This window comes from Patescibacteria group bacterium (assembly GCA_018897195.1).
Classification (GTDB): domain Bacteria; phylum Patescibacteriota; class Patescibacteriia; order Patescibacteriales; family UBA12075; genus JAHILH01.
In genome coordinates, this window is sequence record JAHILH010000004.1 from 13,659 (window position 1) to 37,995 (window position 24,337).

Here is a 24,337-nt window from a genome sequence, read left to right on the forward strand (position 1 = left end):
ATTTTATTACTTTTTAAGATTCTCCAACTCCACCTTCACCTCTGCCAATTTCATCTGTTCTTTCTCCACCACCTCTTTCGGCGCTTTATCGACGAACTCTTTATTTTTCAATTTTCCTTCCAAGGCAGTAATAAATTTTTCTAGTCTCTCAATCTCTTTGTTAATTCGTGCTTGTTCCTTTTCCTTATCAATCGCTCCCAACAAATAAATCTTTACATCACCGACAACCACGTAGATCGCCTCACTTAATTCTTCGCCAGTTTCGACGATTTCCAAATCTTCGATACCGGTGCGCAAACTCTTAATCAAAACCGCCTGCGCCTTAATCATTTCCAATTTATCACCGGCATAAATCACCGCCTTAACCTTTCTTGTTGGCTCAACTTTGTTCTCGCTACGTGCATTACGGATTGAAGTAATTACTTCCTGAACCATCTTTATTTGATCATTAACGCCATCATCGGAAAATCCAATCCATTCCTTGTCATATTGCTGAGCGTCAGGATATTTATCAATCATCAACATCTTTTCATTACCCAAATACTCCCAAATATATTCCGTCACAAAGGGAATAAACGGATGCCACAAGCGTAACAAATCACGCAAGACAATATTGAGAACAATATTTTTCTCCGGATTTTTTTCAAACTTACTTACTTCCAAGTACCAATCAGCCAAAACATCGACAGTAAAACGCTTGATTTCCTCGGCCGCCAATGAAAATTCATATTTCACTAAATTTTGTTCAACCTGAGAAGCCACGTTTCGTAGTTCTGACAAGATCCACTTGTCCCACAAGGTTAAATTTTCAAAATTTAGTTTATCGCCAACGGTTTGTATATCATAGCTAGAAATAACATAACGCGACACATTCCAAAGCTTGTTTACAAAATTACGATAACTCTCAATCTTGTCCTCACCGATACGTGTGTCATTACCAGGCGTTGAACCAATCAGCAATGACAAACGAACTGCATCAGTGCCAAATTTATCAATCACAATAATCGGGTCGATTCCGTTACCCTTGGACTTGCTCATCTTTTTGCCGTTATTATCCAAAATCATTCCATGCAAATAAACAGTCTCAAAAGGAATCTCGCCCACGGCAAACAAGGACATCATAATCATGCGCGACACCCACAAAGTCAAAATTTCGTAACCGGTATTCAAAACTTGCGTCGGATGGAATTTTTGCAAATCACCCGACTTTACTCCATTAGCAAAAGTATCTGGCCAACCCAAAGTTGAGAAAGTCCACATGCCAGAGGAGAACCAGGTGTCAAGTGAATCCTCGTCTTGTGTCCAACCTTCACCTTCCGGTTTTTCTATACCAACATAAATTTCAACACTCTCCGTCTGCCCCTCACCCCAACCCTCTCCCGCCGGGGCGAGGGAGTTAATTTCATTGTTTGTGCGATACCACGCCGGAATTCGATGACCGAACCAAATCTGACGACTAATACACCAGTTGTGCAAATTATTCATCCAATCCATATAGCGCTTCGCAAAACGATGCGGCACGAATTTTATCTCGCCTTCCTGCGCGACCAAGATCGCTTTTTCTTTCATTGACAATCCACCCAGTCTATCTAATTTTTTATCAACATCAACAAACCATTGCTTCGATGGCAAAGGCTCAATTGCGGTGTCGCAACGATAGCAAACCGACAGATTATTATCCATCTCTTCTTCACTCACTAATAATCCGCGCTTCTTTAATTCTGCCACCACCATTTCTCGTGCTTCCAAAACCGTCTTGCCGGAATACTCGCCAAAGCCGTCGTGAATCTTTCCCTCCTCATTGATCACTTTAATTATTGCCAAATCATTATTCTCAGCCATTTTCCAATCCACCATCGAATGCGCCGGAGTTACACCCAGAGCGCCAGTACCAAATTCCATATCTACTTCCCAATCGGCAATGATTTTCAATTCCAATGGCTGTCCGCAAAAATCCACCTCAAAAGTTTGACCGATATATTGTTTATACCGCTCATCTTTCGGATTCACAGCCACGGCTGTGTCACCTAGTTTGGTCTCTGGTCGTGTCGTCGCAATCGTAAACGGAAAATCTTCACTGTATTTAAAAGTATATATTTTTGCGCTTTGATTCTTATATTCCATTTCATCATCAGCCAAAGTTGACTTGCAACGCGGGCACCAATTGACGATTCGCTCACCTTTGTAGATCACGCCCTCATTATACATATCGACAAATAATTTGCGTACCGCCTTTTCCCGTTGTTCATCCAAGGTAAAAGCCTCGCGCGACCAATCCATCGACGAACCCATCTTGCGCGCTTGATGTAAAATTGTTGCTTGTGTCTCACGCAAAAACTCCCAAACATGTTCAATCAACTTTTCTCTCCCCAATTGATGACGAGTCAGACCCTGTTCTTTTAACAACTTCTTCTCCACCACATTCTGCGTCGCAATTGCCGCGTGATCCGTGCCAGGAATCCACAAAGCCCGATACCCGCGCATGCGATGATAACGAATCAAAAGATCCTCAATCGAAAACATCGCCGAATGACCAAGGTGCAATTGCGCGGTAATATTTGGAGGTGGCAAAACAATAGTGTAAGTCGGTGCATCCGCCGGCAAATCTAAATTATCTGGATTAAAAAACCCCGACTCTTCCCATTTTTTGTAGATCCCATCCTCACAAGCAGACGGATCATAAGCTTTTGGCAATTCTGACATATTTTTATAATAAGATTAGATAATAATAAGTTGTATTTAGTATAGCAATATCTGATTTTTTTTCAACTCGGACGCTTTTTGGTAAAATTACCAAATAAAAAAGCGCAGTTCTTTCAAACCGCGCTCAATGATGACTTTTTTCCAAGAGCTACTGCAATTTCATGTCGTAGGTCAGGCATTCTTCCATTTTTTCAATCGCCTCTTCAACGAAATCAAGCTCATTGCTGCCGGCAAAAGTTTTTTCGTTAGCCGGCAATTCGCATTGATGAATAAAGATAACGGTTCGCCGTCCAATCACAATTTCTATTTTTTTGGCAATAACATCGTCAACTGCCAATCCATCTTCTTTCCAAGCATGCCTCTTAAGGCCTCCCTCAATAAAAGCTTGCCACCTTCTAGCAATATCAGGCTCAGAGCTCTTTCTGTCTCCCTCTTGATGATTAACCTTAGTGCGAACTTCCATGCCGACAACTTTTTCCTCATGCGGATAATTGAAATCCCGAAATGTCTTGTGCACCACGGTTACGAGGTCGGCCGCAAAAACATTGCCGGAAAATCCAAACAGCATCACCATTGCCAAAAAAGCCGACAAAAAAGTTCCTTTCTTCATCTCCCTCTCCTTATATTGAGTTATTAAAATGTACAACGTTATAGGCACATATAAGCACATTTATCCCAAAAAGTCAAGGAGAATAAAAAAGGGCTAATTGTATTATACAACTAGCCCTATACTTTTTTGAACTAAAATCCATTCATATTGATTATTTTTCACAAAAACAAATGAGACCATTAATTTCACTCCAACTGGTCTCAAAATGACCAAGGTGTATAGCCCAACCTCCATCGTGCTCACGATTAAGATACGGCACCCGATAAGAACCTTCATCATCCTTCCAAAGCTTATTTTTCTCATCAAATGAAAGAATGAGTTTATCAACCGGCAATTTCCCCTTAAAGGCTTTCCATGCGAACGCAAGTCCTTGTGCGCCAACAAAAACAGCTCCTTGTGAAATCAACCATCTCAAGCATTCATCAGATGTCACCCGATGATTCATTTTTATGGTAAATATCTTGACCACATAAGTCTTCCCTGGAACCAGTTTATGAGAAACTTCGGAAAAATTACTGTCAGTAAGACAATCTTTATACTTTTTGAACATCGGCGACTTTCCAATTGACGACCAAAAAAAATTATCAAGTTGCGTCGCGTGACAATAATCAACGGGCACAAGCTGATCAAACATATTTAAAAGATGAAAATTCTCAGCAAATTTCTCCTCCATTACCTTCTCCTTTTTGTGAATTTTACAATGAACAATAAAAAAATTTACCCAACCCGGGAAAAATATAAATTAACATAAAAAAAATAATAAGGCAAATGCCGAAAACTTGACAAATCCCAAATTATAGGATAGAATAAATGCATTAAAAGGAGGAAGCAATAATGCTTTCTTTTTATTTATAAAAAATTATTTCAAATCATCCTTAATGATGATTTGCGGATAAGTACAATTATGTATTCAGTAATACTCTGCGGTGGCTCCGGCACCCGCCTTTGGCCCCTTAGCCGTAAAAATTTTCCCAAACAATTTCTAAAACTTTACAGTGACAACTCACTCGTGCAAGAGACTTTTTTGCGTATGAAAAAAGTGATGCCGAGTGAAAATATTTTCTTCGTCACTAATCAAGAAAATTATTTTAATGTCTATAATCAAATTCGTGATTTAGAAAAAGGCTTTAATAAAGAACAAATCTTAATCGAACCAGCAAGTCGCAACACGGCACCAGCTATTACCTTGGCAACGAAGTATTTAGTAGAGAAAGTACAAATCGAGCCCAACACTCCGATTGCCTTCTTACCGGCTGATCATTACATTGGCGATGAAGAAGAGTTTACAAAAATCTTCAAAAACGCAATGGAAAGTATCAACGGCTACATCGGCACCATTGGCATTACGCCAACCGGACCAGAGACTGGCTTTGGCTATATTCAAAAAGGCGATAAATTAAATGGCTTTTTTAATGCCGTTGAATTTAAAGAAAAACCCAATAAAGAAACTGCTAAAAAATACCTAGAATCAAAAAATTATGTCTGGAATTCCGGCATGTACCTTTTCACTCCCAAGACTTTTGTTAGTGAATTAAAAAATCATGCTCCAGAAATGTACCAGTCTCTAGCTCTCTCTTATGAGGATTTTTTAACTCGTTTTGCCGAGCTTCCTGATATCTCCATCGACTTTGCGATTTCTGAGAAATCAGAAAAAGTGGTTGTCTTCGAAGGCGAATTTGGTTGGAGTGACATCGGCTCCTTTGACAGTTTGGCAGAAATTTCCAAGACTCTAAAAAAAGAAGAACAGAAACACATTGGCATTAATTCCAAAAATGTCTTTGTCCATTCTACGAATAATAGACTAGTCGCTACTCTTGGAATTGATGATATTAATGTTATTGAAAATAATGATTGTATTTTGATTCAAAAAAAGGGCAACAGTGAAGACGTTAAAGAAATCGTTAAATATCTCAAAGAGCACAAGCGCGAAGAAATCGAACACAACATCGTCTCTTATCGACCGTGGGGCAGCTATGAAATCTTAATTGACACTCCAATTTACAAAGTAAAGAAAATCGTCGTCTATCCTGGCAATAAACTCAGTCTCCAGTCCCACTATCACCGTTCCGAACACTGGATTATCGTCCGCGGCTTAGCCAAGGTTACCAACGGTGACAATGACATCTTCCTGCGTGAAAACGAAAGTACCTACATTCCATCTCTATCCATACATCGCTTAGAAAACCCAGGTAAAATCAATTTAGAAATGATTGAAGTGCAGACTGGTAACTACATGGGCGAAGATGATATTATTCGTTATGAAGATATCTACAACCGAACTTCAAAATAAATATAACTCAAGCAAATAAAAAAGCTACTTTCAAATTTTGAAAGTAGCTTTATTTGTTTTTTTCATTCAAATAACAAGAGATATTCTTCATTACATGAAAAGCCACACTTGCGCAAGGCTGAGTGCAAAGCCTTCGTCTTAGTTTCTCCATGTCCAGAATAGTTTACTCCATTCTTGGTGGTGATACGACAGCATTGTGCATTGCTAAATTGAGGCGAGCAACCGCTTAATCCCAGGATGGCGACCACGAGTATAAACAGATTAAATTTCCTGAGCATATCCACCCCCCTTTTTTTAAGTTATACTTCAAATGAACAAACCATTATATAAATAACCCTTATATATAGCACAAAGATTGGAAAAAGTCAATCCATTGTCTTGAGCACAACACCTTTAAATAATAATTATTTAATAGTGATAACTCTTCCCACTCTCTATCATTTGTGCCCGATAAATCTGCTCAACCAATATCAATCTTGCCATTTCATGCAGAAAAGTCATTTTAGACAAAGATAATTTAACATCCATTTTACTCAAAGTTTTACTTGAAAACCCTAGAGCACCGCCGATTATAAAAATAATTTCTTGATTAGTTTTATTTAAAAATTTTGAGAATTCCATTGATGAATATTCAGTCCCGCCCTCAGTTAAGCAAATAATTTTCTTGTCCTTATTTTTTTCAAGATAATCTAAAATTCTCTGATTCTCTTTCTCCTTCGCCTGCTCGCGATTGGTTTCACCAAAAGCTTCAGGTGCCAACTCTACCACTTTAATTTTGGCGTATGGTTTTAAACGTTTCAAATACTCCGCCACCCCATCGCGGTATATTTTTTCTTTTAATTTTCCGACAGCTAAAATCGTTATACTATACATAGAAGTTAAAAATATTAAACACCACCGTTCTACCTCACCCCGTCCCCTTTATTATGAATTGGACGAGGATTACGTTAACCCTCTCCTGCAAAGGAGAGGGAGACTGCACTCGTCATGAATATTAATGGATAATTTATTTTTTTTAAAAAAAGAAGTTCTACAAGTTCCCTCGCCCCGCCGGGAGAGGGTTAGGGTGAGGGAGCCATTAAATTTGCAATAACAGCGCTGCGCCAATCGCACCTGCCTCACTGCCGAGTTTGCTCTTCAAAATATCAATCTTCTTTGCCTCCGGATTGCCAACAAATTCTCGCATAGTCTTTTTTAATTCCGGCAAAAACAATGGACTTGACTCCATTACACCACCACCGACGACAAAAACTTCCGGATCAATCGTGTTTACCACATTAGCCAAGGCAATACCTAAAATTTGGCCGACTTCTTCGTATGACTTTATCGCAAAATCATCACCGTGATAAGCCTGGTCAGACAACTTCGCCGGACTGGCTTGCAATAATTTCATATAAGCATCTTCTAGGGAAATTTTTTCAGAAAAATTAACAATCATACTACAAATCTCACCAGCGCCATTTCTATGTCCGCGATAAATATCACCGTTTACCCACCAAGATGAGCCCACGCTCGTGCCCAAGGCCACGCCAAAAACATTGGTATGTTTTTTCGCCGCTCCCAACAAAACCTCAGCACGAACAAAACATTTACCATCATTATCCATCACCGATCGATAACCCGTTTTCTCTTGAACTATTTGCGCCAACTTCACATTATTTAAAATATCCACATTCGGTGCTTGTACAATTTTTTGTTCATCAAAATCAACCAATCCAGCCACACTTAAACCAATGCCAACAATTTTACATCGATCTTTCTTTGCTTCCTCCTCCAAGGGCTCAATCAAGGCCTTAATCATGATTAATAAATGATCCAAGCTATCCTTTGGCGTTGCTAATGAAAGTCGTGACACCACTTTTTTGCCATCAAAAAGAACGGCCTTCATATTAGTACCACCAATGTCGACACCAATTGTATAATCATTACTCATAAAATATAAATTAATTGTTATTTTTGATACAACTCCTTAGCCGCTTCCCAAATATCAGGATTATTCTGTATTTCTTTTTCCCAATACCACCATTCAACGCCCCAAAGATAAAACTCGCTGAATCCCGTAGTTGAGGAGAACTCTATCATATCTTTAAATTTTTGTAAATTCATAGTCTTACTTCTTTCCTCTTCGCTCAAATTTTGAAACGGCTTCGGCCCCCAAGGCTCGCCCTGCATTTCAATCACGACCCACTTCTGCGGTTTAGCAAAAAAACTGGTCACATTTTTCTTAAAACGAAAAAATGCTGGTGTGATTGGATAATGAACATATCTTTCTAGCTTAGCCGAATAAGTATCTCGGTACATAGTCGTACCAAAGATATCGGCACGCTTAGCTGCCGGAACCCATAGGGACAGTTCTCCGGAATCAGTCACAATTACTGGACGTGAATCTAGTTTTTTTACCAAAGCAATTTCCTTGTCCAAGAAATTACTATCAAGAGGTGGACAAATGCCAAAATATTTCAAAAACGGTTCATTTTCTACCTGCCAAGCGGTTATGTTTTTATTTTCCTTATATCGCAAAATAGTTTTCTCCAAATAATCCAAGGTATATTTTTCCTTTTTATCTTTATCTAAATTATTCACCCATTCTGGATAATGACACTCTGGCCAGCGAGGCAGTCTCCCACCCATTGCTAAAACGATTTCCGCATTACGACTAGACGCTTCACTAATTTGCCAATCCAGGTCGTTCCAAGTATATTCTCCACCCTCAACTGATTGCAAATCATCCCAATAAGCCGACAGGCGCAATTTCTTAACACCCAATTCATCCAACATGGCAATATAGGTCTTTTTCCAATCCAGGCCTAGTGCCATTGCTTGTTTTTGAGAAAAAGTGACGCCATATTTTAATTCATTTCTCTTGGGAATATGGATTTGGCTCAAAGTAATAACTATCACCAACAGAAGAAAGAAGAAAAGAAAAAAATATTTTAATATTCTTAGAGATTTAAACATAAAATATATCAAAAAAAGCACTATCTATCAAAGTTGTGCTAGAAGTAGCTGTATTTATTTGATTACCGACAAAAATAGTAACGCCATAAGCTGCCAAGATTATCGCCAAACCAATCACGGCATTCTTAATTTGAGACAATGCTTCTTCTGTGACCTTATTATCACCAGCCATCATGTATTTATAACCTGCTAATATAATTAAAATCACGAATATCAACCCCAATAACCCCAAAAATATTTTAACATATGAAACTATAATTTCTCGAACATCTTTATTAGGATTGGTCCCAAAGGCGGAATCAATCTGTCCGCTACCCGGAGCCATTCCTTCTTGATTATTAAGATTAAGCGGACCGGCGATTACTTGATGAACATTAGACATAAAACTCATCTGAAATACTGCCATAACTAGCAATATTGCAAAACTTACAATTTTTTTGGATTTATTCATATAATTTTGATATAATAATTATAACTTCTTATAATATACCATAAAATTAATTCTTTGAACATAAACTATGCGCTTATCCACTAAAATTGCCTATAATACCATCATTCAAATCGTCAGCAAGGTTATTTCTACCGCTTTAGCCTTGGCCGCCGTAGCAATCATCACCCGCCAACTTGGCCAAACGGGTTTTGGTGAATACACAACCGTGGTGACCTATCTGTCTTTTTTTGCCATTGCCGCTGATTTAGGCCTAACCCTAATTACCGTTCAGATGATTAGCAAGCCCGATATTGACGAAGATTATGTCTTGGGCAATCTTTTTGGTCTCCGCCTAGTCTCCGCCCTGATCTTCTTAGCACCCGCTCCCCTGATCGCAGTTTTCTTTCCTTACAGTGCTGCCATGAAAATGGGCATCATCATCGCCTCTTTTTCTTTTTTATTTATTGCCCTCAATCAGGTTCTCGTTGGCGTTTTCCAAAAAAATCTCCGCATGGACAAAGTTTCCATCGCCGACATTGTCAGTCGCGTCTTCTTAGTTGTTGGCATTGTAATTGTGTACAAATTTAACTACGGGCTCTTGAGTATCCTCCTTGTCACATCTTTATCTAGTTTGGTGAATTTTATTTTTCACTTCTACTTTTCTCGCCAATTCACGATTATAAAACTGCGCTTCGATTTTCGCTTTTGGCAAGAAATAATGATCAAGTCCTGGCCACTCGCACTCACAATTACTCTCAATTTAATTTATTTAAAAACCGACACGCTACTTCTATCCATTGTCGACCGTCAGAGCGATATCGGCATCCTGGCCGAGGTTGGTTTATACGGCGCTGCTTACAAAGTTATTGACGTTCTGGTCACCCTACCGTTTATGTTCGCCGGCATCATCCTGCCCATCCTAACCCTGTCCTGGTCGCAGGGCAAAAAAGAAGAATTTAGCACTGTCCTGCAAAAATCCTTCAACGTCATGGCCATCATCGCTATTCCTGTAAGCCTAGGCACTCAACTCTTAGCCAAGGATATAATGACACTGGTTGCTGGCCCAGATTTTTCCGGCTCTGGAAAAATCTTGCAAATCCTAATCCTGGCTGCTGGCATGATCTTTTTGGGCAACATGCTTGCCCACGCTATTATCGCGATTGAAAAACAAAAAGCCGTCATCAAGGCATATCTTTTTACCGCTGTCACCTCCGTCATCGGCTATCTACTCCTCATCCCGCTCTATTCCTACTACGCCGCTGCCTGGGTAACGGTCTACTCCGAAAGTGTCATCGCCCTAGCCTCGATTTACATCATCTGGAAATACACCAGATTTTTGCCCAATCTAAAAATAATCATCCAAACTGGCGCCGCCTCTTTATTAATGTGCGCTAGCATTTGGCTATTACATTTTTTCCAAATTAATAATTTACTTATCGTGCTAACAGTCGCTATTCTTATTTACTTTTTCTTTTTATTTTTATTCAATGGACTAAATCGAAAAGAAATCATTGAGCTGTTAAAAAAATAAAAATCAATTTATGCAAATCCTTATTATAAATTCCTACTACAACATCAAACCTCTTTTTCCCATCTTTGAAGAGTTGAGCAATAAAGATCATAGCTTGTGCTTTCTTTCACATGATTCACGCTTGATCAAATTAGCGCTCGAAAAAAAATATCCAGCCCAAAAAATCCGCGCACATCAACAACCAGCAACTCTCCTAGCTATTTTGCTAATTGTCTTTCTACCGCTTACTCTAGTTTACGGTTTTTTCGCAATTCTTTATTACAAGCTCAAAAAGAAAACAAACACGATTATTTATTTCAATTGGTTTGAAAAAATTATCTACACTATCCCGGCTAAACTTTTAAAAATAAAAAATATTTGGCTCTTTTTACCAGAAACAGAAACCAATAATTTAAATATTGGCCTACAAAAAATTATCAAGCTTTCTTCTCAACTCGCCACTGTTATTGTTTTCAATCAAAAGACCAAAGACAAAATTAATAAACTCATTTCTTTAAAATCTGTAATCAAAGTCATTCCTCTTGGTATCAAAAATAATCACGAACGCCAAGAAAATATTTTTGAAGAACTTTCCAAAGCCGAACATGCCGAAGGGGCCAAAAAATATTTCACCATTGGGACCGCCGTTGAACTCAACAAAAATCAAAATATTGAAATGCTTTTTCATGCAATCGAAAAATGTATTTCTGTTTTACCAAACCTACAATTAATTATTATTGGCGACGGTGAAGAAAGAAAAACCCTCAGCTGGCTCGCCAAAAAAATGAATATCGAAAATATCACCTGGTTCGTGGGTGAACAAAAATTTCCGCGCAAATGGCTAGACAACTTCGACATCTTCGTTTCAACAAGCAGAGAACTCCATCTCGCCGACATTGAAATTACCCTAACCGCCATGAAAGCCAACCTGCCTATCATCGGTTTTTGGAATACCGGCATCGACGACCTAATCAGCACCAATAATAATGGCAAAATCATTGAAAAAGAAGACAGCGAACTCTTAGCTGACGAAATTATCAATCTCTATAAGCACAAAGTATTATGCCACAAACTCGGCGAAGCAGCCAAGTTTCAGGTTGACAAAAACTATAATCTTGATACAATGGTAGATACCCTATTGGCGGTTTTAAAATAATATTATCATATTTTCTCCCTCTCCTTGCCAGGAGAGGGTCGGGGTGAGGTAGTGAATTACAAAATGAACAAAATACTAGCAAAAATAGAAGATGAGAGCAAAAGACTAGACGTTTTCCTAGCTGAAAAGCTCGAAAATATCACTAGATCACAAATCCAAAAAATCATCAAATCCGGCAACATCACCATCAATGATGTTGTTTATGATTCTCCGCACCACAAAGTCAAAGACAACGACCTGATTGTTGTTACCAGTATGGACAAAAAAAAGAAAGAAGTGGTGAAGAAGGTAGCCGAAGAAGGTGAAGAGCCAGTTTTTTTCACAATCAAAGACATTCCAATTATCGAAGAAAATGACGACTTTATTATCATCAATAAGCCAGCCGGCCTCATCACGCACGGTGATGACCATATCATGGAAAAAACTTTAGCAGATTTATTATTAGAGAAATATCCGGAAATGAAGAAAGTTGGCGATGACCCACATCGTCCCGGCATCGTTCACCGTCTCGATAAGGAAGCGAGTGGCCTCATGGTCGTGGCACGCACCCAAGAAGCGTTTGAACATCTCAAAGAACAATTCAAAAAACGCCGTACGAAAAAAATTTATATAACTCTTGTTCACGGCAAAACCGATAAAGACGAAGACACAATTAACTTCCCCATCGCCCGCAGTTCCAAAGGTTTCAAAATGGCGGCCAAGGCTTACACGGAAAAAGGCATAAAAAATACAGAAGGCAAACCAGCTGATACTGAATTTAATGTCCTGACTAGATTTGTTAATTACACCTTATTAAAAGTAAGAATCAAAACCGGCCGCACGCACCAAATACGCACTCACATGTCCGCCTACGGTCACCCGATTGTCGGCGACAAACTATACAGCACCCGCGTCGCTCGTGAGAAGAATAAGAAAATAAATTTAGGAAGAATTTTCCTAACAGCCGTGGAGCTAGAATTTAAAGACCTACAAGGAGAGAAAAGAAATTTCCAGATTGAATTACCAAGTGAATTACAAGAACTATTGAAAGTAGTCAAATAAAAAAATTATTCATTACATCTCCCTCTCCTTGCCAGGAGAGGGTCGGGGTGAGGTAGTATTCCGTGCACAAAATTAACCACACACGACAAATCATCTTCCGACGCCCCCTCACCCCAGCCCTCTCCAGCCGTGGCGAGGGAGTATTAATAGCCATCTTATATCTATATGCAAAATAACCTATACATAATCTCCGGTCCTTCCGGTGCCGGCGAAGACAGCATCATCAACGGCCTCAAAGAATTATTTCCCGTTGAAGTTGTCATTACTACCACCACCCGCTCCATGCGCCCCGGCGAATCACAAGGCCAACCATATTATTTTATCATCAAAGAAGAATTTCAAAAAAATATCGCTGCCAATAAATTCTTCGAATGGGCGCAACAATACAACGACAATCTCTACGGCGTTACCTTCGAAGAAATCGAACGCGTCAAAAATTCCGGCAAAGTCGGCCTTTGGAAAATCGAATACAAGGGCGTTATGACTGCCAAAAAATTAATGCCAGAGGTGCCAGCCATCTTCATCAATGCCCCCCTGGATCAACTAGAAGAAAGAATCCGCCGACGCGATAATGTCACCGAAGAATTCATCCAAGAAAGAATCGCCTACACCAAAGAATGGCTTGAACACACCGATATTTATGATTATGAAGTAATAAATGAGAACGGAAAATTGGCTGAATCCATTAAGCAGGTTGCTCAATTTATCAAAACAAAAAAGACTGATTACTAAATCAGTCTTTTTTTATATAGTTCTTAATTTTATCTATTACCAAACCCACCACCTCTCGGCTTAAATTTGCGTACCGCGCCACCAAAGGACTTACCTCTCGCCTCACCGCCTGCTTCTCTGGGTTTGTTAAAATTACCAGTCGCCGCTCTCGGCTCTCTGGTTTTATTAAAACCACCACCGGCACTAGCACCCTCTTTCGGCTTATTAAAATTTCCGACCTTCTTCTCACCACCTTGTGAACCGCCACGGTTAAATGAACCGCGACCACCATTCACGCCCGAAGAGCGTCGGTTACGGCTTGGCTTTTGTTCCTTGGGTGGATTCTGAATTAGTCTTTCTAATTCAACCAAGGGAATGTTTTTTTGAATAATTTTTTCAATTGAACGAATCGCTGCAATCTGTCTCGGGGTTGCGAATGAAATCGCTCGTCCCGCCTTACCAGCCCGACCGGTTCGACCGATACGGTGAATGTAGTCAGCTGAGTCATCAGGTAAGTCATAATTAATAACTAACTCGATACCTTTGACATCAATACCACGAGCCGCAATGTCAGTTGCTACCAACACGCGAAATTTGCCGTCTTTGAAACCTTGTAAAGCCATCTTGCGCTGTCCTAATGAACGGTTGGAATGAATCTCGGATGAAGTATGGCCCATCACCATAATCTTCTTACTCAAATCACTTACGCCACGCTTAGTTCGCGCAAACACTAACACAGTCCCCTTATATTCATTTAATATTTTCGCTAATTGCTTAGCCCGATCTTCCGCATTCAAAACAATCATCTCTTGAATCACGCTCTCCGCTGGTGTTCCCGCTGGCGCCACCTCAATCCGCAACGGTAATTTCATACATTTCGTGGCGATCTTAATTACTTCCGGAGCCATCGTTGCTGAAAACAGCAAAGTCTGACGATCAGTCGGCACGGCTTTCAATATTTCATTAACCTGTGGCGCAAATCCCATGTCAAACATTAAATCTGCTTCATCCATCACTAACATCCGCACCTTGTCCAATTTCACTGACTTTCTTTTAATATGATCAATCAAACGACCAGGAGTCGCGATAATAATATGCGGGTTACCACGCAAAGCGGTAATCTGGCGGAAAATTGGTGCACCTCCAATCAAAACCGCGGTTTTAATTCCAAGACTACGACCAATGCCCAATAAAGCTTCTTCAACCTGAAGCGCTAGCTCGCGGGTTGGCAAAATAATTAAGCCATTACCTCTATTCATCAAAACACGTTGTAACATCGGCACACCAAAGGCCAAGGTCTTACCCGTTCCCGTCTGTGCAATGCCCACGATATCTTTTTCAGTAATAATTACCGGAATCGATTTCAACTGAATAGGGGTTGGTATCTTAAATTCCATTTTATTAAGGACTTCTAAAATCCTCAAATCAATCCCAAGGGTATCAAAACCCTGAGACACTTCTTTGTTCTCTGTCATTCATTTAGTGACCCGACGCTTAATAAACAGGCACTAATGTGACAAAATAAGTTCGAGTTCAATATATATTTAGATTAGACATTTATTCTAGCACAGAATGGATTATTTGTAAAGAGGCTGGAAATCTAAGTCATCATTGACAGCTGTTTTTCTTCGTGCTAAAAATACATCATAAAATAAAAGTTCAAAATCATCTAAACAAATAAAAAGCAAAAAGGAGGAAAATATGACCGCTCGAGAGTCTATTGCAGCTACACCGCTGATTGCCGTATTCATCGTTAGCATTATTATGCTAATTCATTCATGGTGGAAATATTTTTCACTCGAAAATCAAGACTTGCTATTGTCACCCAATAGCCAAGAAGCACTTACTATTGCAGACCCGATTGCCAAAACGTTAACAGCTGGCGCATTACTGCTAATCACAGCTGTAATATTTTTCAAAAACCAATCACAAAATAACGATCATAATGAATTAAGTTTTATTACGAGACAAAAAAAATTAAAATAAACACTCGCCTTCCTTCACATTAAATGAAGGAGGGCATTTTTTTTACCAACAAAAAAGCGTTCGCATTGGCGAACGCTTTTCATCTTTAAAGAAAATATTTCTTATTCTTTATCTTCAACTTTTGTAGCTGTTTTCTTTTCTTCCTCTTTCACCTCAACACTTTCCACACCAATAGCAGCTAAACCTAATCTATGTTCCTTTGGCTCTACGGATACGATTGTGAATTCAACCTCCTCGTCAACCTTATATTTATCGTTAACGCGTTGTTTTGGCGCTAAGCCTAATTGGCTAATGTGTGCTAGACCGTGAATATCACTGTCTAATTGTACAAACAAACCAAATGGATTAACTTTCAAAACTTTCCCTTTGATAACTTGGCCAATCTTATACTTCTCCGCCACGCCATCCCAAGGATCACGCATTAGTTTTTTCGCACTCAAGAAAATCTTTGAACCTTCAAGGCTGATTACCTCAGCTTTGATTATATCACCAACGTTGAAAAGTTCACTTGGATTATCAATTCTCTGCCAAGCTAATTCAGAAATATGGATCAAACCTTCAAGATTTTCACCAAAACTAATAAAGACACCAAAGTCTGTAATTGCAGTGATTGTGCCCTCAACTGGAGTACCAACACTGTATTGAGAAATAACATCTCTTTGTCTTTCGTTCCAAGCTTCTTTTTCAGAGAAAATAATCTTGTCTTCTTTTTCATTAAAGGTTACTACGCGAGCCTCAAAATCACGACCAACATAAGATTTTAATTTTTCTAAAATCTTACTCTTATCACCACCATTGATTCTCGGATAATTTTCTGGTGCCAATTGTGACACAGGTAAAAATCCAGAAATCTGTCGGTACTTAACCAAAAGACCACCCTTGTTCGCATCAATAATTCTAACTTTAACATTAGATTTATCTTCATATGCTTGACGCAAGCCAAGCCACGCTTTTTCTTGACCAGCAAAACGGAATGAAAGTTCTAGCTCGCCATTCTCATTTTCACCTTCAATTACAGTTGCTTCAATAATGTCGCCCGGTTTCAAATTTGCATAATCTTCATCTTCTTCATAAAGCTCTGGGCCACGCACAACACCAATCAAATAACCATTGATGTCCAATTTTACCTCCGCTCGAGAAGCAGAAACAACTTCACCTTTAATCAATTCACCAACCTGTGGTGCTGCAAATTCATTTTGGCTCAACATCGCCTCAAAATCATCTTGCATTTTTTTGTCGTCAGTCATAAATATATAAACGCTTTTAATTATTGTGTAATTTTAAACAAAAAACTCAAATAAAAAAAGGCATTTTAACCCCTGACACTAATAAATGCTCCAGAAGTCCCCTCGCTGCCACATCCAAAGGGTTTTATAAAAGGCAGTATATTTAAATGTAAAATTAGTATATAATAAATTTTAAAACTAGTCAATAGTTGGCGAAAATTAGACTACTTGACAAATATTCAATAATGGTGTATGATATATATAGTTCATTAAATAAAAAGAATCTTTACAAACTCATCTCAAAAGGAGCAGGATATGAAGAATTCAAAAGCAGTAGGCGCCGATTTCGCAAAGAAAGAGTTCCTGAAAAACCAGGTAATCACTCCCAGGAAGAAATCCGCCAAAAAAAGCGCGAAAAAATAAACCCTCGCGCTACATCAACCCGCCACTTACTAAACAAAGTAAGTCGGCGGGTTTTTTATTTCTAGGGAATTATATTTTCAACAAGCCCCTAATCTCCTTATCATTTTTATACGGACCAATCACCGCCATATTCAAACCACCATTCACAAAAATCTCCTGCGCCACTTTCTGAATATCACTCGCTTTTACTTTCAAAATTTCTTTCAAATAGTCTTCATGGTTAGAAATATTTTTATCGTCAAATTTTTTCTTTTTCGTGCGACTCACAGTTGATTCCATCACCAATTGTCGTGAGTACCAAGTCGCCACGTTGTCTGAGCCTTCCATTTGAATCGCCATGCGACCAACAATCATATCCTTGGCGCGCTTTAATTCTTCAGCCGTGACCAATTCATTTTTCATCTTGCGATATTCTTGTAAGACAATCTTAATCGCCTCATTCAACTTCGCAGTGGGCACACCGGCGCGCGTTGTCAGATAACCACAGTCCGAATAAGTCTCGCCATCCGCGTGCACATAATAAGCGAGGCCATTACGTTCACGCAAGTTAATAAATAAACGTGAGCTCATTGAACCGCCCAAAATCAAAGACAGCATTTTTAAAATCGCTTTTTTCTTATTGCCATAAGCATAAGTGCGTACTCCCAAAGAAAAATGCGCTTGATCGGTTTTTTTATATTCCACCAAACATTGTGGCTTGCTTTGTTTTTCCACGACCGCCACTTTTTCCTGAAAGTCCTCGCCACGCTTGTTTAATTCCGGAGAATTAAAAATACGAGTCACCTTCGCCACCATCTCTTTGCTATTCTTCAAATTACCAACCACGCAAACTGTAATGTTTTTCGGTGCATATTGCGAATTAAAATAACTGGTAAAATCTTCACGATTAAATCTCAAGATATTATCTTTAAATCCAATTGTGTCCCAACCCGCTGGTGTATCCTCATACAATACGCGTTCAAAAATATCCTCAATATGCATCATTGGATTATCTTCATACATATTATATTCTTCGATAATCACACCCTTCTCCCGATTAATTTCCTCTTCGTCGAATTTTGAATTCAACAACATATCTGATAACACATCCAAGGCCTTATCAAATTTCGAACTGTCTGCCTTGATCCAATACCCAGTATACTCTTTGCCGGTAAAAGCATTAAACTCCGCCCCGATGCCATCCAACTCTGAAGAAACAGCCAGTGCTGTCGGTCGTTTAGTTGTGCCCTTAAAAAACATATGTTCCAAAAAATGTGAGATACCGCTATTTTTACGATGTTCATATTTTGAACCGGTTCCGACCATAATTAAAATCGTGGCCGTCTGAGTGCCACGCATTGGTGCGGTTAATAGACGCACGCCGTTTGAAAGTGTTTTTAATGTATGCATATAAAGAATTTTTAATTTCAAATTTTGAATTTTGAATCAATTTTTAATTACTTAATTTTTGAAATTTAAAATTTCTCATTCATTCAAAATTGAAAATTCAAAATTATATCCTACTTAATTTCTTCATGGTCAAGTATCGCCTTTAACACCTTCGAATCCTCCTTTAGTATCTCAATATATTTAACCTGTGTTTGATAAATTGTCATTGAACCATCTGGGCCATATGACTCTTTACCTCTTTTAACCAAACGTAGACTGCCAGCCTCTTTATTATCGGTAGTAGTTGCCTTGTTGCTAGCTTGGTCATAATCATAATAAACGTTGGCAATCTCAACCGGATTTTTATCTTTATCAGCAATTAAGCCATAGTACACCTCCCCATTTACCAAGACAATAGCCGACCACATCGCTTTTTTCTCTTCACTGACCACGACTGGCTTTTTTCCCCTATGAGAAAAAACAGAAAACAAAATAATTATGACAATCAATCCCAAAATGACGGCCCCAATCCTCCACAGTAAAGCGTCATAATTTTTACCAGCGCGAATAATCTTATGTAAACTATTTTCACCATCACCCTCTCTATCCCTAAACATCCATTCAATCGCCTTTGCCTGAACGGTTTCATTGTTGCCGGTCAAGAATTTTTCTGGTCGGCGTGCCTTCCCGTTTTTTGGCAACACAAAAGCGGCCTGCTTATTAGACTGGTCTTTTAGATTAACAATCTTCTGAAACTGTTCTAGCATAAAATTTTTATTTTATTGCATTTTACCATAAACCCAAACAGCTAATAAGCCGCCAACGATTAAGAGGAAAAAAACTGGAAACAAACCCATATATTTTATTTTAATATTTAAACAAACTAATATCTTGCTTTATTGACAACATCGTCAATCTTCACGCTTAACAACTTCGACACGCCGTCATCACCCATAGTCACTCCATACAAAACACTCGCTCTCTTCATTGAAGCACGATTATGCGTAATAACAATAAACTGTGTCTTGTCTGCCAAGTCATCCAAAATTTTTGCCAAGCGTTCTGAGTTGGCCTCATCCAAGGCCGCATCCACTTCATCCAAGAAAACAAAGGGTGAGGGGTTGTTGCTGATAATCGCACTAATCAAAGCAATAGCGGTCAAAGCTTTTTCACCACCAGACAACATTGAGACAGAGCTAATCTTTTTTCCCGGTGGACAAGCATTTATTTCAATGCCAGCTAATCCGGTAGAATTATGCTTTTGTAAAAATTTAATTTTCTGCGGATCTGCAAAGCCAGCTGATACACCACTCACATTTTTAACCTTCTCTTTTTTGACGGCAACCTCAACACCATCTTCGTTAAGCTCGGTCTGTACTTCATCAACTACGCTCTTCTCCTCAAAATCTTCAATCACCTTCTCAATCTTGGCCGTGCCTCCATTAAACAATATCTTAAAATATTCCTCAAACTTTTTTGCAATCAAATTAAACTCACGATCAAACTTCTCTTTAATCGTCTTATCCAACTCGATTATAATTTTTTCCAAAGAATCAATTGCCTTATCCAAATCATCAGCCTGCTCTTTTAAATAATCATAGCGATCCTTGGTCTCTTTGTATTCATCTTCGATTTGCGGATCAATACCACCAATCGTTTCTAATTGTTTTTTAATTTGATTAATCTTTTCCTTTAAAACATTCTCACTCATTGCCTGATCCAAGTGCGTGCCATCCTTAATCTCCTTCAAGCCCTGCAGCTCATCGCGAATTTCGGCCTCCAAGCTTTCCAAGCGTGTTTCAAAACGCGCCGCTTGGATACTCGTCTCGTTCAAACGCGCTCCCAGGGAATTAATTTCCATTTGTGCTTCATGAATGTCTTTTTGCAAAGCCAAAAGTTTCTTACGCTTCTCTTCTTCTTCACGGCTAATCTTGCCAATCCGATTTTTTAAGGCCAAAACCGTCTCTTCAATTTTATCAATGTTCACTCGCAATTTATCCTGTTCTTCTTTCACGCCCTCAAAATCAAAATGTTCGGAGTTCTGTTTAATTTTAGACTCAACCATCTTTAATTCACTCTCCATTGATCCCACCTTTTCTTTCAATAATTTAACGCGCTCCGTGCGTGCTCCAATGCGTAAATTGTTTTCGTTGATACGCACAATAATCGCTTCCTTTTCGTCAATCAAGTTTTGTAAATCCAAATGTGCTGCTTGCCAATTTTCATTAACCGAAGCAGTTTCTTGAATATGGTTTTGCGATTTACCCCTTGATTCATTAAAAATCTCTTCCACTTCTTGATAAATCTCTGCCAAAATCTCGCGGATCACTGTCAACTCATTCAACTCCTTGGCTACGTTTAATTTTTTCAAAACCTCATCAAAACGCTCATTTAAGCTAATAATGTGCTTCGGCGGTGTTTGCTGATTACTGCGACCGACTTCAATGATAATTTTATTTTGTTCCTTAATTTTTTCTTCTTGTTTTTTTAATTCCAAATACAACTCCTCACCCTGTCCAGTGTCATGGCTCACACTATTGCCCAACGAAATCATTTCCTCATTTACCACTTTTAGCTCCTTCGCAATCTCTTCTTTCTTGGTCAACAAAAATGACAAATCAAATTTACCCGCCGCTTCCAATCTGACCTCCAATTGCGCATTCACGCGCGCTAGTTCGCGTTCCAAATTCCCTTTTACCGACATCTCCTTATTCAAGTCGCGCTGTAATTGCTCATACTCATTCTCTTCATTCGTTACTGCCTCAAATTTTTCCAACTCCTTGTTCAAAGAGTTTAGTTTATTATCCTTGTCCTGTTTAATATTTTCCAATTCTAAAAAGGCTTGATTATATTCTCTCAACTTATCATTATTCGCATGCCACAAATTACTGTAATGCACCAATTGTAAAGCCCGCAATTCTTTTTCCAAGTCACCGCGCTTGCGTAGTTTATTCACCTGTCGTGTTAGACTAGCCAAGCGTGGCTCAATCTCCGCCAACAACATCTGCGCCTGCACAAGATTATCATAACTCGAACGCAATTTATTCAAAGAGGCATCACGCTTAATCTGATATTGCTTCACGCCTGTTGCTTCATCAAAAAACTCCTTGCGATCAGCAAGAGAACTATTTAAAAAACCATCAACGGTTCCCTGTCCTACAACACTATAAGTCTTCTGCCCGACGTTCGCCTTCGCCAACAACATCTGCACGTCCAACAAACGAACTTTAGTATTATTCAATAAATATTCACTATTACCGTCCCGATAAATCCGGCGTGTAATCACCAGATTGGTATAATCAATCGGCGCTTTCTTCTCACTGTTATTCAAAAATAAAGAAACCTCGGCCATGCCCAGTTGTCCTTTTTTCTCAGTACCAGCAAAAATCACATCCTCCGCCTTCTTCCCGCGCAATGATTTCAAACTCTGCTCACCCAACACCCAACGCACCGCATCGGAAATATTGGACTTGCCCGAACCATTCGGCCCGACGATCCCCGTCAAACCCTGCTTCGCATCCGGCAACATCCCCGGAAACGCCAAAACCGTCTTCTGAGCAAAAGACTTAAATCCGTGAATCTCTAATTTTTCTAAATACATATAAAAAATGAAAAAACAACCATTTTTAGTTGTCTAGTTATCTAGTTTTCAGCTGTTTACATTATACAATGTTTTCCAAAAATATAAAAGCCTCAGGTTTTAATCTAAGGCTTTGAAAATTTTTATAAATATTTAACCGCGACAGTGGCCAAATCACTCCTTTCACTTTTTAACAGAGAAACATGTCCATGTATTTTATGTCCGCGCAATTTTCTAACCACATGAGAAAGTCCATTACTAGAAGCATCGAGCTCAAGACAATCAATTTGATCGGTATCTCCGGTTAAAACAAATTTTGTGCCCTCCCCAGCACGTGAAATAACTGTTTTTATTTCATGAGGTGTTAAATTTTGCGTCTCATCAACAATAATAAATTGCCTTCGGATAGACCGCCCGCGAATAAAAGATAAAACCTCAAGACTAATAACTGTTTTAAGTAGACGCTCTACTTGTGCCTCAATTGTCCCTTTTTCATAAGGGATACCTTTTTTATTTTTTTCACTAACAATGGCTTGCAGATTGTCATAAATGGGTTTCATCCATGGCAAAATTTTCTCATCCTTGCTTCCGGGCAAATAGCCAATGTCTTTGCCAACTGGCATGACTGCCCGCCAGACAATAATACCGTCATAGAGCTTATTGGGTCCGGATAATTCCAAACCAGCAATTAGCGCCAAGAACGTTTTACCAGTTCCAGCTGGACCAGCCATTGTCATTACCTGAACGGCAGGATCAGTTAGCAAGTCAAAACAATATTTCTGCTCCTGATTTCTAGGCTTTATGCCATACAAATCTCTTATTTCTGGCATTTTAACCAATGCACCATTCTTTTTTCGCATTAAAACCTTCATCTCGAGCGAACGACAGTCCATTTCTAGAAATTCATTCGCCTGAAGATTTGGCAACTTAGCCTCATTCGTCTCACCCGCCAAAACTGCACCAAAAAGATTCTCGCTCACGGTTACCCTTTCAATACCATCGTGCTGATCAACAATTTTACTTTTGTCACCTTCGAAATCTTGAGCAAGAATACCATAGCTATTCGCTTTAAGTCTCAAATTTATATCCTTAGAGACCAAAATGACTTTTTTTCCTTTTCTTCTGTTGCCCCTCTTGGTAAAAGAAAGATTATAGGCCACCGCCAAGATTCTATGCTTCGGGTCATCAAAATCAACGCCCATGGGCGCGGCATTAATAACATTTTTACGATTAACCTCAATTCTTATTGACCCACCTCCTGGAGTTTTAACACCCTTTTTAAAGCTTCCTTTTTTCGTGATTAATTTATTAAGAAACCTCATCACCTTTCTAACGTTGTAGTTTTCTTGCTCTGAGCCATCCTTGTATGCATTTAAACCTTCAATTACGGATATCGGCACAACAATGTCATTATCCTCGAAATACCCAAACACATCTGGACAATGACGTAAAACACCGCCGTCCAAAATATAAATTTTGACCATTTTGTCTCCTTTTTAATACACAAGGATTAAAAAGTTTTGGATTAATAACAACTTGATTATCACCTCTTTTGGTTAAATTTTATTTCAAAGAACGGCTATTTTAACTACCTAAAAATTAGCACAACCCTCTGAAATGTCAATCAGTCGCACCGGACTAATTTTCTTCAATTTTCTAATCAAAAACACCGCCTATAAAGAGTTCAGCGGTGTTTTTGTTTTTTATCCCCATGCTCACTCCGCCGCTTGAAGCGACAAAGTAAGAAAGAGAGCTGTGTCCGTTTTGGTTATTTTTTTTATTTGCGCCAAAAAGGACACAGCTTGTGATAGTGATAACTGATGGAAGGCTCTGATGTTTAGAGACTAAATATTAGATCTTTCGATCAGTATTTTTTGAAAAGAACGTTTGTATTAATGCTAATACATAGCATTTTTTATCTTGTAAAAATACAAGAATGAAAAATAAATTTCTTTATTTCTTATTTTTATATTCTTAAACTAAAATTAACAACTAAAAAAAGGCGAACTGCTAATACTATGCAATCCCCCTTGTAAATATTCGCTTTTTGCCTCCAATCGATAAATAGTTCTAACACCGGCATTTCTAGTCTGTTCAAATGACTTGTTTACCAAGTTCAAAATAACCGCCGTTGAAAAGACAACAAAAAAAGCAATGGACAAACTAAGTGCAAGTCCAGCCCAGCTGAACTCCTGCTCCATTGCTTTCTTTTTTATTGTGTTGTAATACTTCCAACCAACATGGTTTAAATTAAAACCACTGGTTTTCAGTGTAATTGGATGTGTCATTTTTGATTTTTTTATTTTTGTTTTTATTTTGGGGACATTTATTTTTAATGTCTATAA

The 24,337-nt window shown here is 38.8% G+C and carries 21 protein-coding genes; 6 read left to right on the forward strand and 15 right to left on the reverse strand.

The annotated features are described in order from the left end of the window. Positions 1-6: 6 nt before the first annotated feature. From KKD45_03355 to KKD45_03365, 3 genes are all read right to left on the reverse strand, one after another. Positions 7-2,703 carry a valine--tRNA ligase gene (locus tag KKD45_03355; protein ID MBU4309541.1) on the reverse strand — a complete coding sequence of 899 codons (2,697 nt, stop codon included), beginning with the start codon at positions 2,701-2,703 and terminating at the stop codon, positions 7-9. 148 nt (positions 2,704-2,851) lie between these two features. Beyond that, the gene (locus KKD45_03360) at positions 2,852-3,313 is read right to left on the reverse strand and encodes a hypothetical protein (protein ID MBU4309542.1); all 462 of its coding nucleotides are present in this window, start codon (positions 3,311-3,313) and stop codon (positions 2,852-2,854) included. A 151-nt stretch (positions 3,314-3,464) separates the two neighbouring features. Next, positions 3,465-3,986, reverse strand: coding sequence for a hypothetical protein (locus KKD45_03365; GenBank protein MBU4309543.1), 522 nt, complete (start codon positions 3,984-3,986; stop codon positions 3,465-3,467). 231 nt (positions 3,987-4,217) lie between these two features. Between KKD45_03365 and KKD45_03370 the strand changes: the two genes are divergently transcribed. Beyond that, a complete protein-coding gene (locus tag KKD45_03370) occupies positions 4,218-5,603 on the forward strand; it encodes a mannose-1-phosphate guanylyltransferase/mannose-6-phosphate isomerase (protein ID MBU4309544.1) in 1,386 nt (461 codons plus the stop codon). A 62-nt stretch (positions 5,604-5,665) separates the two neighbouring features. On the opposite strand, the gene KKD45_03375 is transcribed toward KKD45_03370, so the two are convergent. The 5 genes from KKD45_03375 to KKD45_03395 all read right to left on the reverse strand — a co-directional run bounded on the left by KKD45_03375 (position 5,666) and on the right by KKD45_03395 (position 9,012). Continuing rightward, positions 5,666-5,881: a hypothetical protein gene (locus KKD45_03375; protein ID MBU4309545.1), complete on the reverse strand. Its 216-nt coding sequence runs from the start codon at positions 5,879-5,881 to the stop codon at positions 5,666-5,668. A 130-nt stretch (positions 5,882-6,011) separates the two neighbouring features. Further along, the gene (locus KKD45_03380; GenBank protein MBU4309546.1) at positions 6,012-6,476 is read right to left on the reverse strand and encodes a 23S rRNA (pseudouridine(1915)-N(3))-methyltransferase RlmH; all 465 of its coding nucleotides are present in this window, start codon (positions 6,474-6,476) and stop codon (positions 6,012-6,014) included. A 205-nt stretch (positions 6,477-6,681) separates the two neighbouring features. Next, positions 6,682-7,536, reverse strand: coding sequence for an ROK family protein (locus tag KKD45_03385; GenBank protein ID MBU4309547.1), 855 nt, complete (start codon positions 7,534-7,536; stop codon positions 6,682-6,684). A gap of 17 nt (positions 7,537-7,553) precedes the next feature. After that, positions 7,554-8,561 carry a hypothetical protein gene (locus tag KKD45_03390; protein ID MBU4309548.1) on the reverse strand — a complete coding sequence of 336 codons (1,008 nt, stop codon included), beginning with the start codon at positions 8,559-8,561 and terminating at the stop codon, positions 7,554-7,556. After that, on the reverse strand, positions 8,554-9,012 hold the full coding sequence (locus KKD45_03395; GenBank protein ID MBU4309549.1) for a pilin: 459 nt from the start codon (positions 9,010-9,012) through the stop codon (positions 8,554-8,556). Before KKD45_03395 ends, KKD45_03390 begins: the two co-directional genes overlap by 8 nt. 67 nt (positions 9,013-9,079) lie before the next feature. Here KKD45_03395 and KKD45_03400 point away from each other — a divergent pair, with 67 nt between their 5' ends. From KKD45_03400 to KKD45_03415, 4 genes are all read left to right on the forward strand, one after another. Further along, positions 9,080-10,522 (forward strand): flippase, encoded by a 1,443-nt coding sequence (locus tag KKD45_03400; GenBank protein MBU4309550.1) that lies wholly within the window; start codon positions 9,080-9,082, stop codon positions 10,520-10,522. Between the two features lie 10 nt (positions 10,523-10,532). Next, on the forward strand, positions 10,533-11,657 hold the full coding sequence (locus KKD45_03405) for a glycosyltransferase family 4 protein (GenBank protein ID MBU4309551.1): 1,125 nt from the start codon (positions 10,533-10,535) through the stop codon (positions 11,655-11,657). A gap of 63 nt (positions 11,658-11,720) precedes the next feature. Further along, the gene (locus KKD45_03410; protein MBU4309552.1) at positions 11,721-12,698 is read left to right on the forward strand and encodes an RluA family pseudouridine synthase; all 978 of its coding nucleotides are present in this window, start codon (positions 11,721-11,723) and stop codon (positions 12,696-12,698) included. A gap of 165 nt (positions 12,699-12,863) precedes the next feature. After that, positions 12,864-13,430, forward strand: coding sequence for a guanylate kinase (locus KKD45_03415; protein MBU4309553.1), 567 nt, complete (start codon positions 12,864-12,866; stop codon positions 13,428-13,430). Positions 13,431-13,459: 29 nt separating this feature from the next. Here KKD45_03415 and KKD45_03420 read toward each other — a convergent pair whose 3' ends face one another. Beyond that, on the reverse strand, positions 13,460-14,884 hold the full coding sequence (locus tag KKD45_03420) for a DEAD/DEAH box helicase (protein MBU4309554.1): 1,425 nt from the start codon (positions 14,882-14,884) through the stop codon (positions 13,460-13,462). A 226-nt stretch (positions 14,885-15,110) separates the two neighbouring features. Between KKD45_03420 and KKD45_03425 the strand changes: the two genes are divergently transcribed. Beyond that, positions 15,111-15,395, forward strand: coding sequence for a hypothetical protein (locus tag KKD45_03425; protein MBU4309555.1), 285 nt, complete (start codon positions 15,111-15,113; stop codon positions 15,393-15,395). 101 nt (positions 15,396-15,496) lie between these two features. On the opposite strand, the gene KKD45_03430 is transcribed toward KKD45_03425, so the two are convergent. The 6 genes from KKD45_03430 to KKD45_03455 form a co-directional block, all read right to left on the reverse strand. Beyond that, positions 15,497-16,642 (reverse strand): S1 RNA-binding domain-containing protein, encoded by a 1,146-nt coding sequence (locus KKD45_03430; GenBank protein ID MBU4309556.1) that lies wholly within the window; start codon positions 16,640-16,642, stop codon positions 15,497-15,499. A 471-nt stretch (positions 16,643-17,113) separates the two neighbouring features. Continuing rightward, entirely contained in the window at positions 17,114-18,433 is a 1,320-nt protein-coding gene (locus KKD45_03435; GenBank protein MBU4309557.1) for an insulinase family protein, read from the reverse strand. A 110-nt stretch (positions 18,434-18,543) separates the two neighbouring features. Continuing rightward, entirely contained in the window at positions 18,544-19,179 is a 636-nt protein-coding gene (locus KKD45_03440; protein MBU4309558.1) for a hypothetical protein, read from the reverse strand. Positions 19,180-19,295: 116 nt separating this feature from the next. After that, positions 19,296-22,013 carry an AAA family ATPase gene (locus KKD45_03445; protein MBU4309559.1) on the reverse strand — a complete coding sequence of 906 codons (2,718 nt, stop codon included), beginning with the start codon at positions 22,011-22,013 and terminating at the stop codon, positions 19,296-19,298. A gap of 122 nt (positions 22,014-22,135) precedes the next feature. Beyond that, positions 22,136-23,476 carry a PhoH family protein gene (locus KKD45_03450; protein MBU4309560.1) on the reverse strand — a complete coding sequence of 447 codons (1,341 nt, stop codon included), beginning with the start codon at positions 23,474-23,476 and terminating at the stop codon, positions 22,136-22,138. Positions 23,477-23,977: 501 nt separating this feature from the next. Continuing rightward, positions 23,978-24,280 carry a hypothetical protein gene (locus KKD45_03455; protein ID MBU4309561.1) on the reverse strand — a complete coding sequence of 101 codons (303 nt, stop codon included), beginning with the start codon at positions 24,278-24,280 and terminating at the stop codon, positions 23,978-23,980. Between the last annotated feature and the right edge of the window lie 57 nt (positions 24,281-24,337).

Bases quoted from the DNA above. Each gene is read 5' to 3' on its own strand.
- KKD45_03355 (MBU4309541.1), bottom strand. From the start codon at position 2,703: ATGTCAGAATTGCCAAAAGCTTATGATCCGTCTGCTTGTGAGGATGGG.
- KKD45_03360 (MBU4309542.1), bottom strand. From the start codon at position 3,313: ATGAAGAAAGGAACTTTTTTGTCGGCTTTTTTGGCAATGGTGATGCTG.
- KKD45_03365 (MBU4309543.1), bottom strand. From the start codon at position 3,986: ATGGAGGAGAAATTTGCTGAGAATTTTCATCTTTTAAATATGTTTGAT.
- KKD45_03370 (MBU4309544.1), top strand. From the start codon at position 4,218: ATGTATTCAGTAATACTCTGCGGTGGCTCCGGCACCCGCCTTTGGCCC.
- KKD45_03375 (MBU4309545.1), bottom strand. From the start codon at position 5,881: ATGCTCAGGAAATTTAATCTGTTTATACTCGTGGTCGCCATCCTGGGA.
- KKD45_03380 (MBU4309546.1), bottom strand. From the start codon at position 6,476: ATGTATAGTATAACGATTTTAGCTGTCGGAAAATTAAAAGAAAAAATA.
- KKD45_03385 (MBU4309547.1), bottom strand. From the start codon at position 7,536: ATGAGTAATGATTATACAATTGGTGTCGACATTGGTGGTACTAATATG.
- KKD45_03390 (MBU4309548.1), bottom strand. From the start codon at position 8,561: ATGTTTAAATCTCTAAGAATATTAAAATATTTTTTTCTTTTCTTCTTT.
- KKD45_03395 (MBU4309549.1), bottom strand. From the start codon at position 9,012: ATGAATAAATCCAAAAAAATTGTAAGTTTTGCAATATTGCTAGTTATG.
- KKD45_03400 (MBU4309550.1), top strand. From the start codon at position 9,080: ATGCGCTTATCCACTAAAATTGCCTATAATACCATCATTCAAATCGTC.
- KKD45_03405 (MBU4309551.1), top strand. From the start codon at position 10,533: ATGCAAATCCTTATTATAAATTCCTACTACAACATCAAACCTCTTTTT.
- KKD45_03410 (MBU4309552.1), top strand. From the start codon at position 11,721: ATGAACAAAATACTAGCAAAAATAGAAGATGAGAGCAAAAGACTAGAC.
- KKD45_03415 (MBU4309553.1), top strand. From the start codon at position 12,864: ATGCAAAATAACCTATACATAATCTCCGGTCCTTCCGGTGCCGGCGAA.
- KKD45_03420 (MBU4309554.1), bottom strand. From the start codon at position 14,884: ATGACAGAGAACAAAGAAGTGTCTCAGGGTTTTGATACCCTTGGGATT.
- KKD45_03425 (MBU4309555.1), top strand. From the start codon at position 15,111: ATGACCGCTCGAGAGTCTATTGCAGCTACACCGCTGATTGCCGTATTC.
- KKD45_03430 (MBU4309556.1), bottom strand. From the start codon at position 16,642: ATGACTGACGACAAAAAAATGCAAGATGATTTTGAGGCGATGTTGAGC.
- KKD45_03435 (MBU4309557.1), bottom strand. From the start codon at position 18,433: ATGCATACATTAAAAACACTTTCAAACGGCGTGCGTCTATTAACCGCA.
- KKD45_03440 (MBU4309558.1), bottom strand. From the start codon at position 19,179: ATGCTAGAACAGTTTCAGAAGATTGTTAATCTAAAAGACCAGTCTAAT.
- KKD45_03445 (MBU4309559.1), bottom strand. From the start codon at position 22,013: ATGTATTTAGAAAAATTAGAGATTCACGGATTTAAGTCTTTTGCTCAG.
- KKD45_03450 (MBU4309560.1), bottom strand. From the start codon at position 23,476: ATGGTCAAAATTTATATTTTGGACGGCGGTGTTTTACGTCATTGTCCA.
- KKD45_03455 (MBU4309561.1), bottom strand. From the start codon at position 24,280: ATGACACATCCAATTACACTGAAAACCAGTGGTTTTAATTTAAACCAT.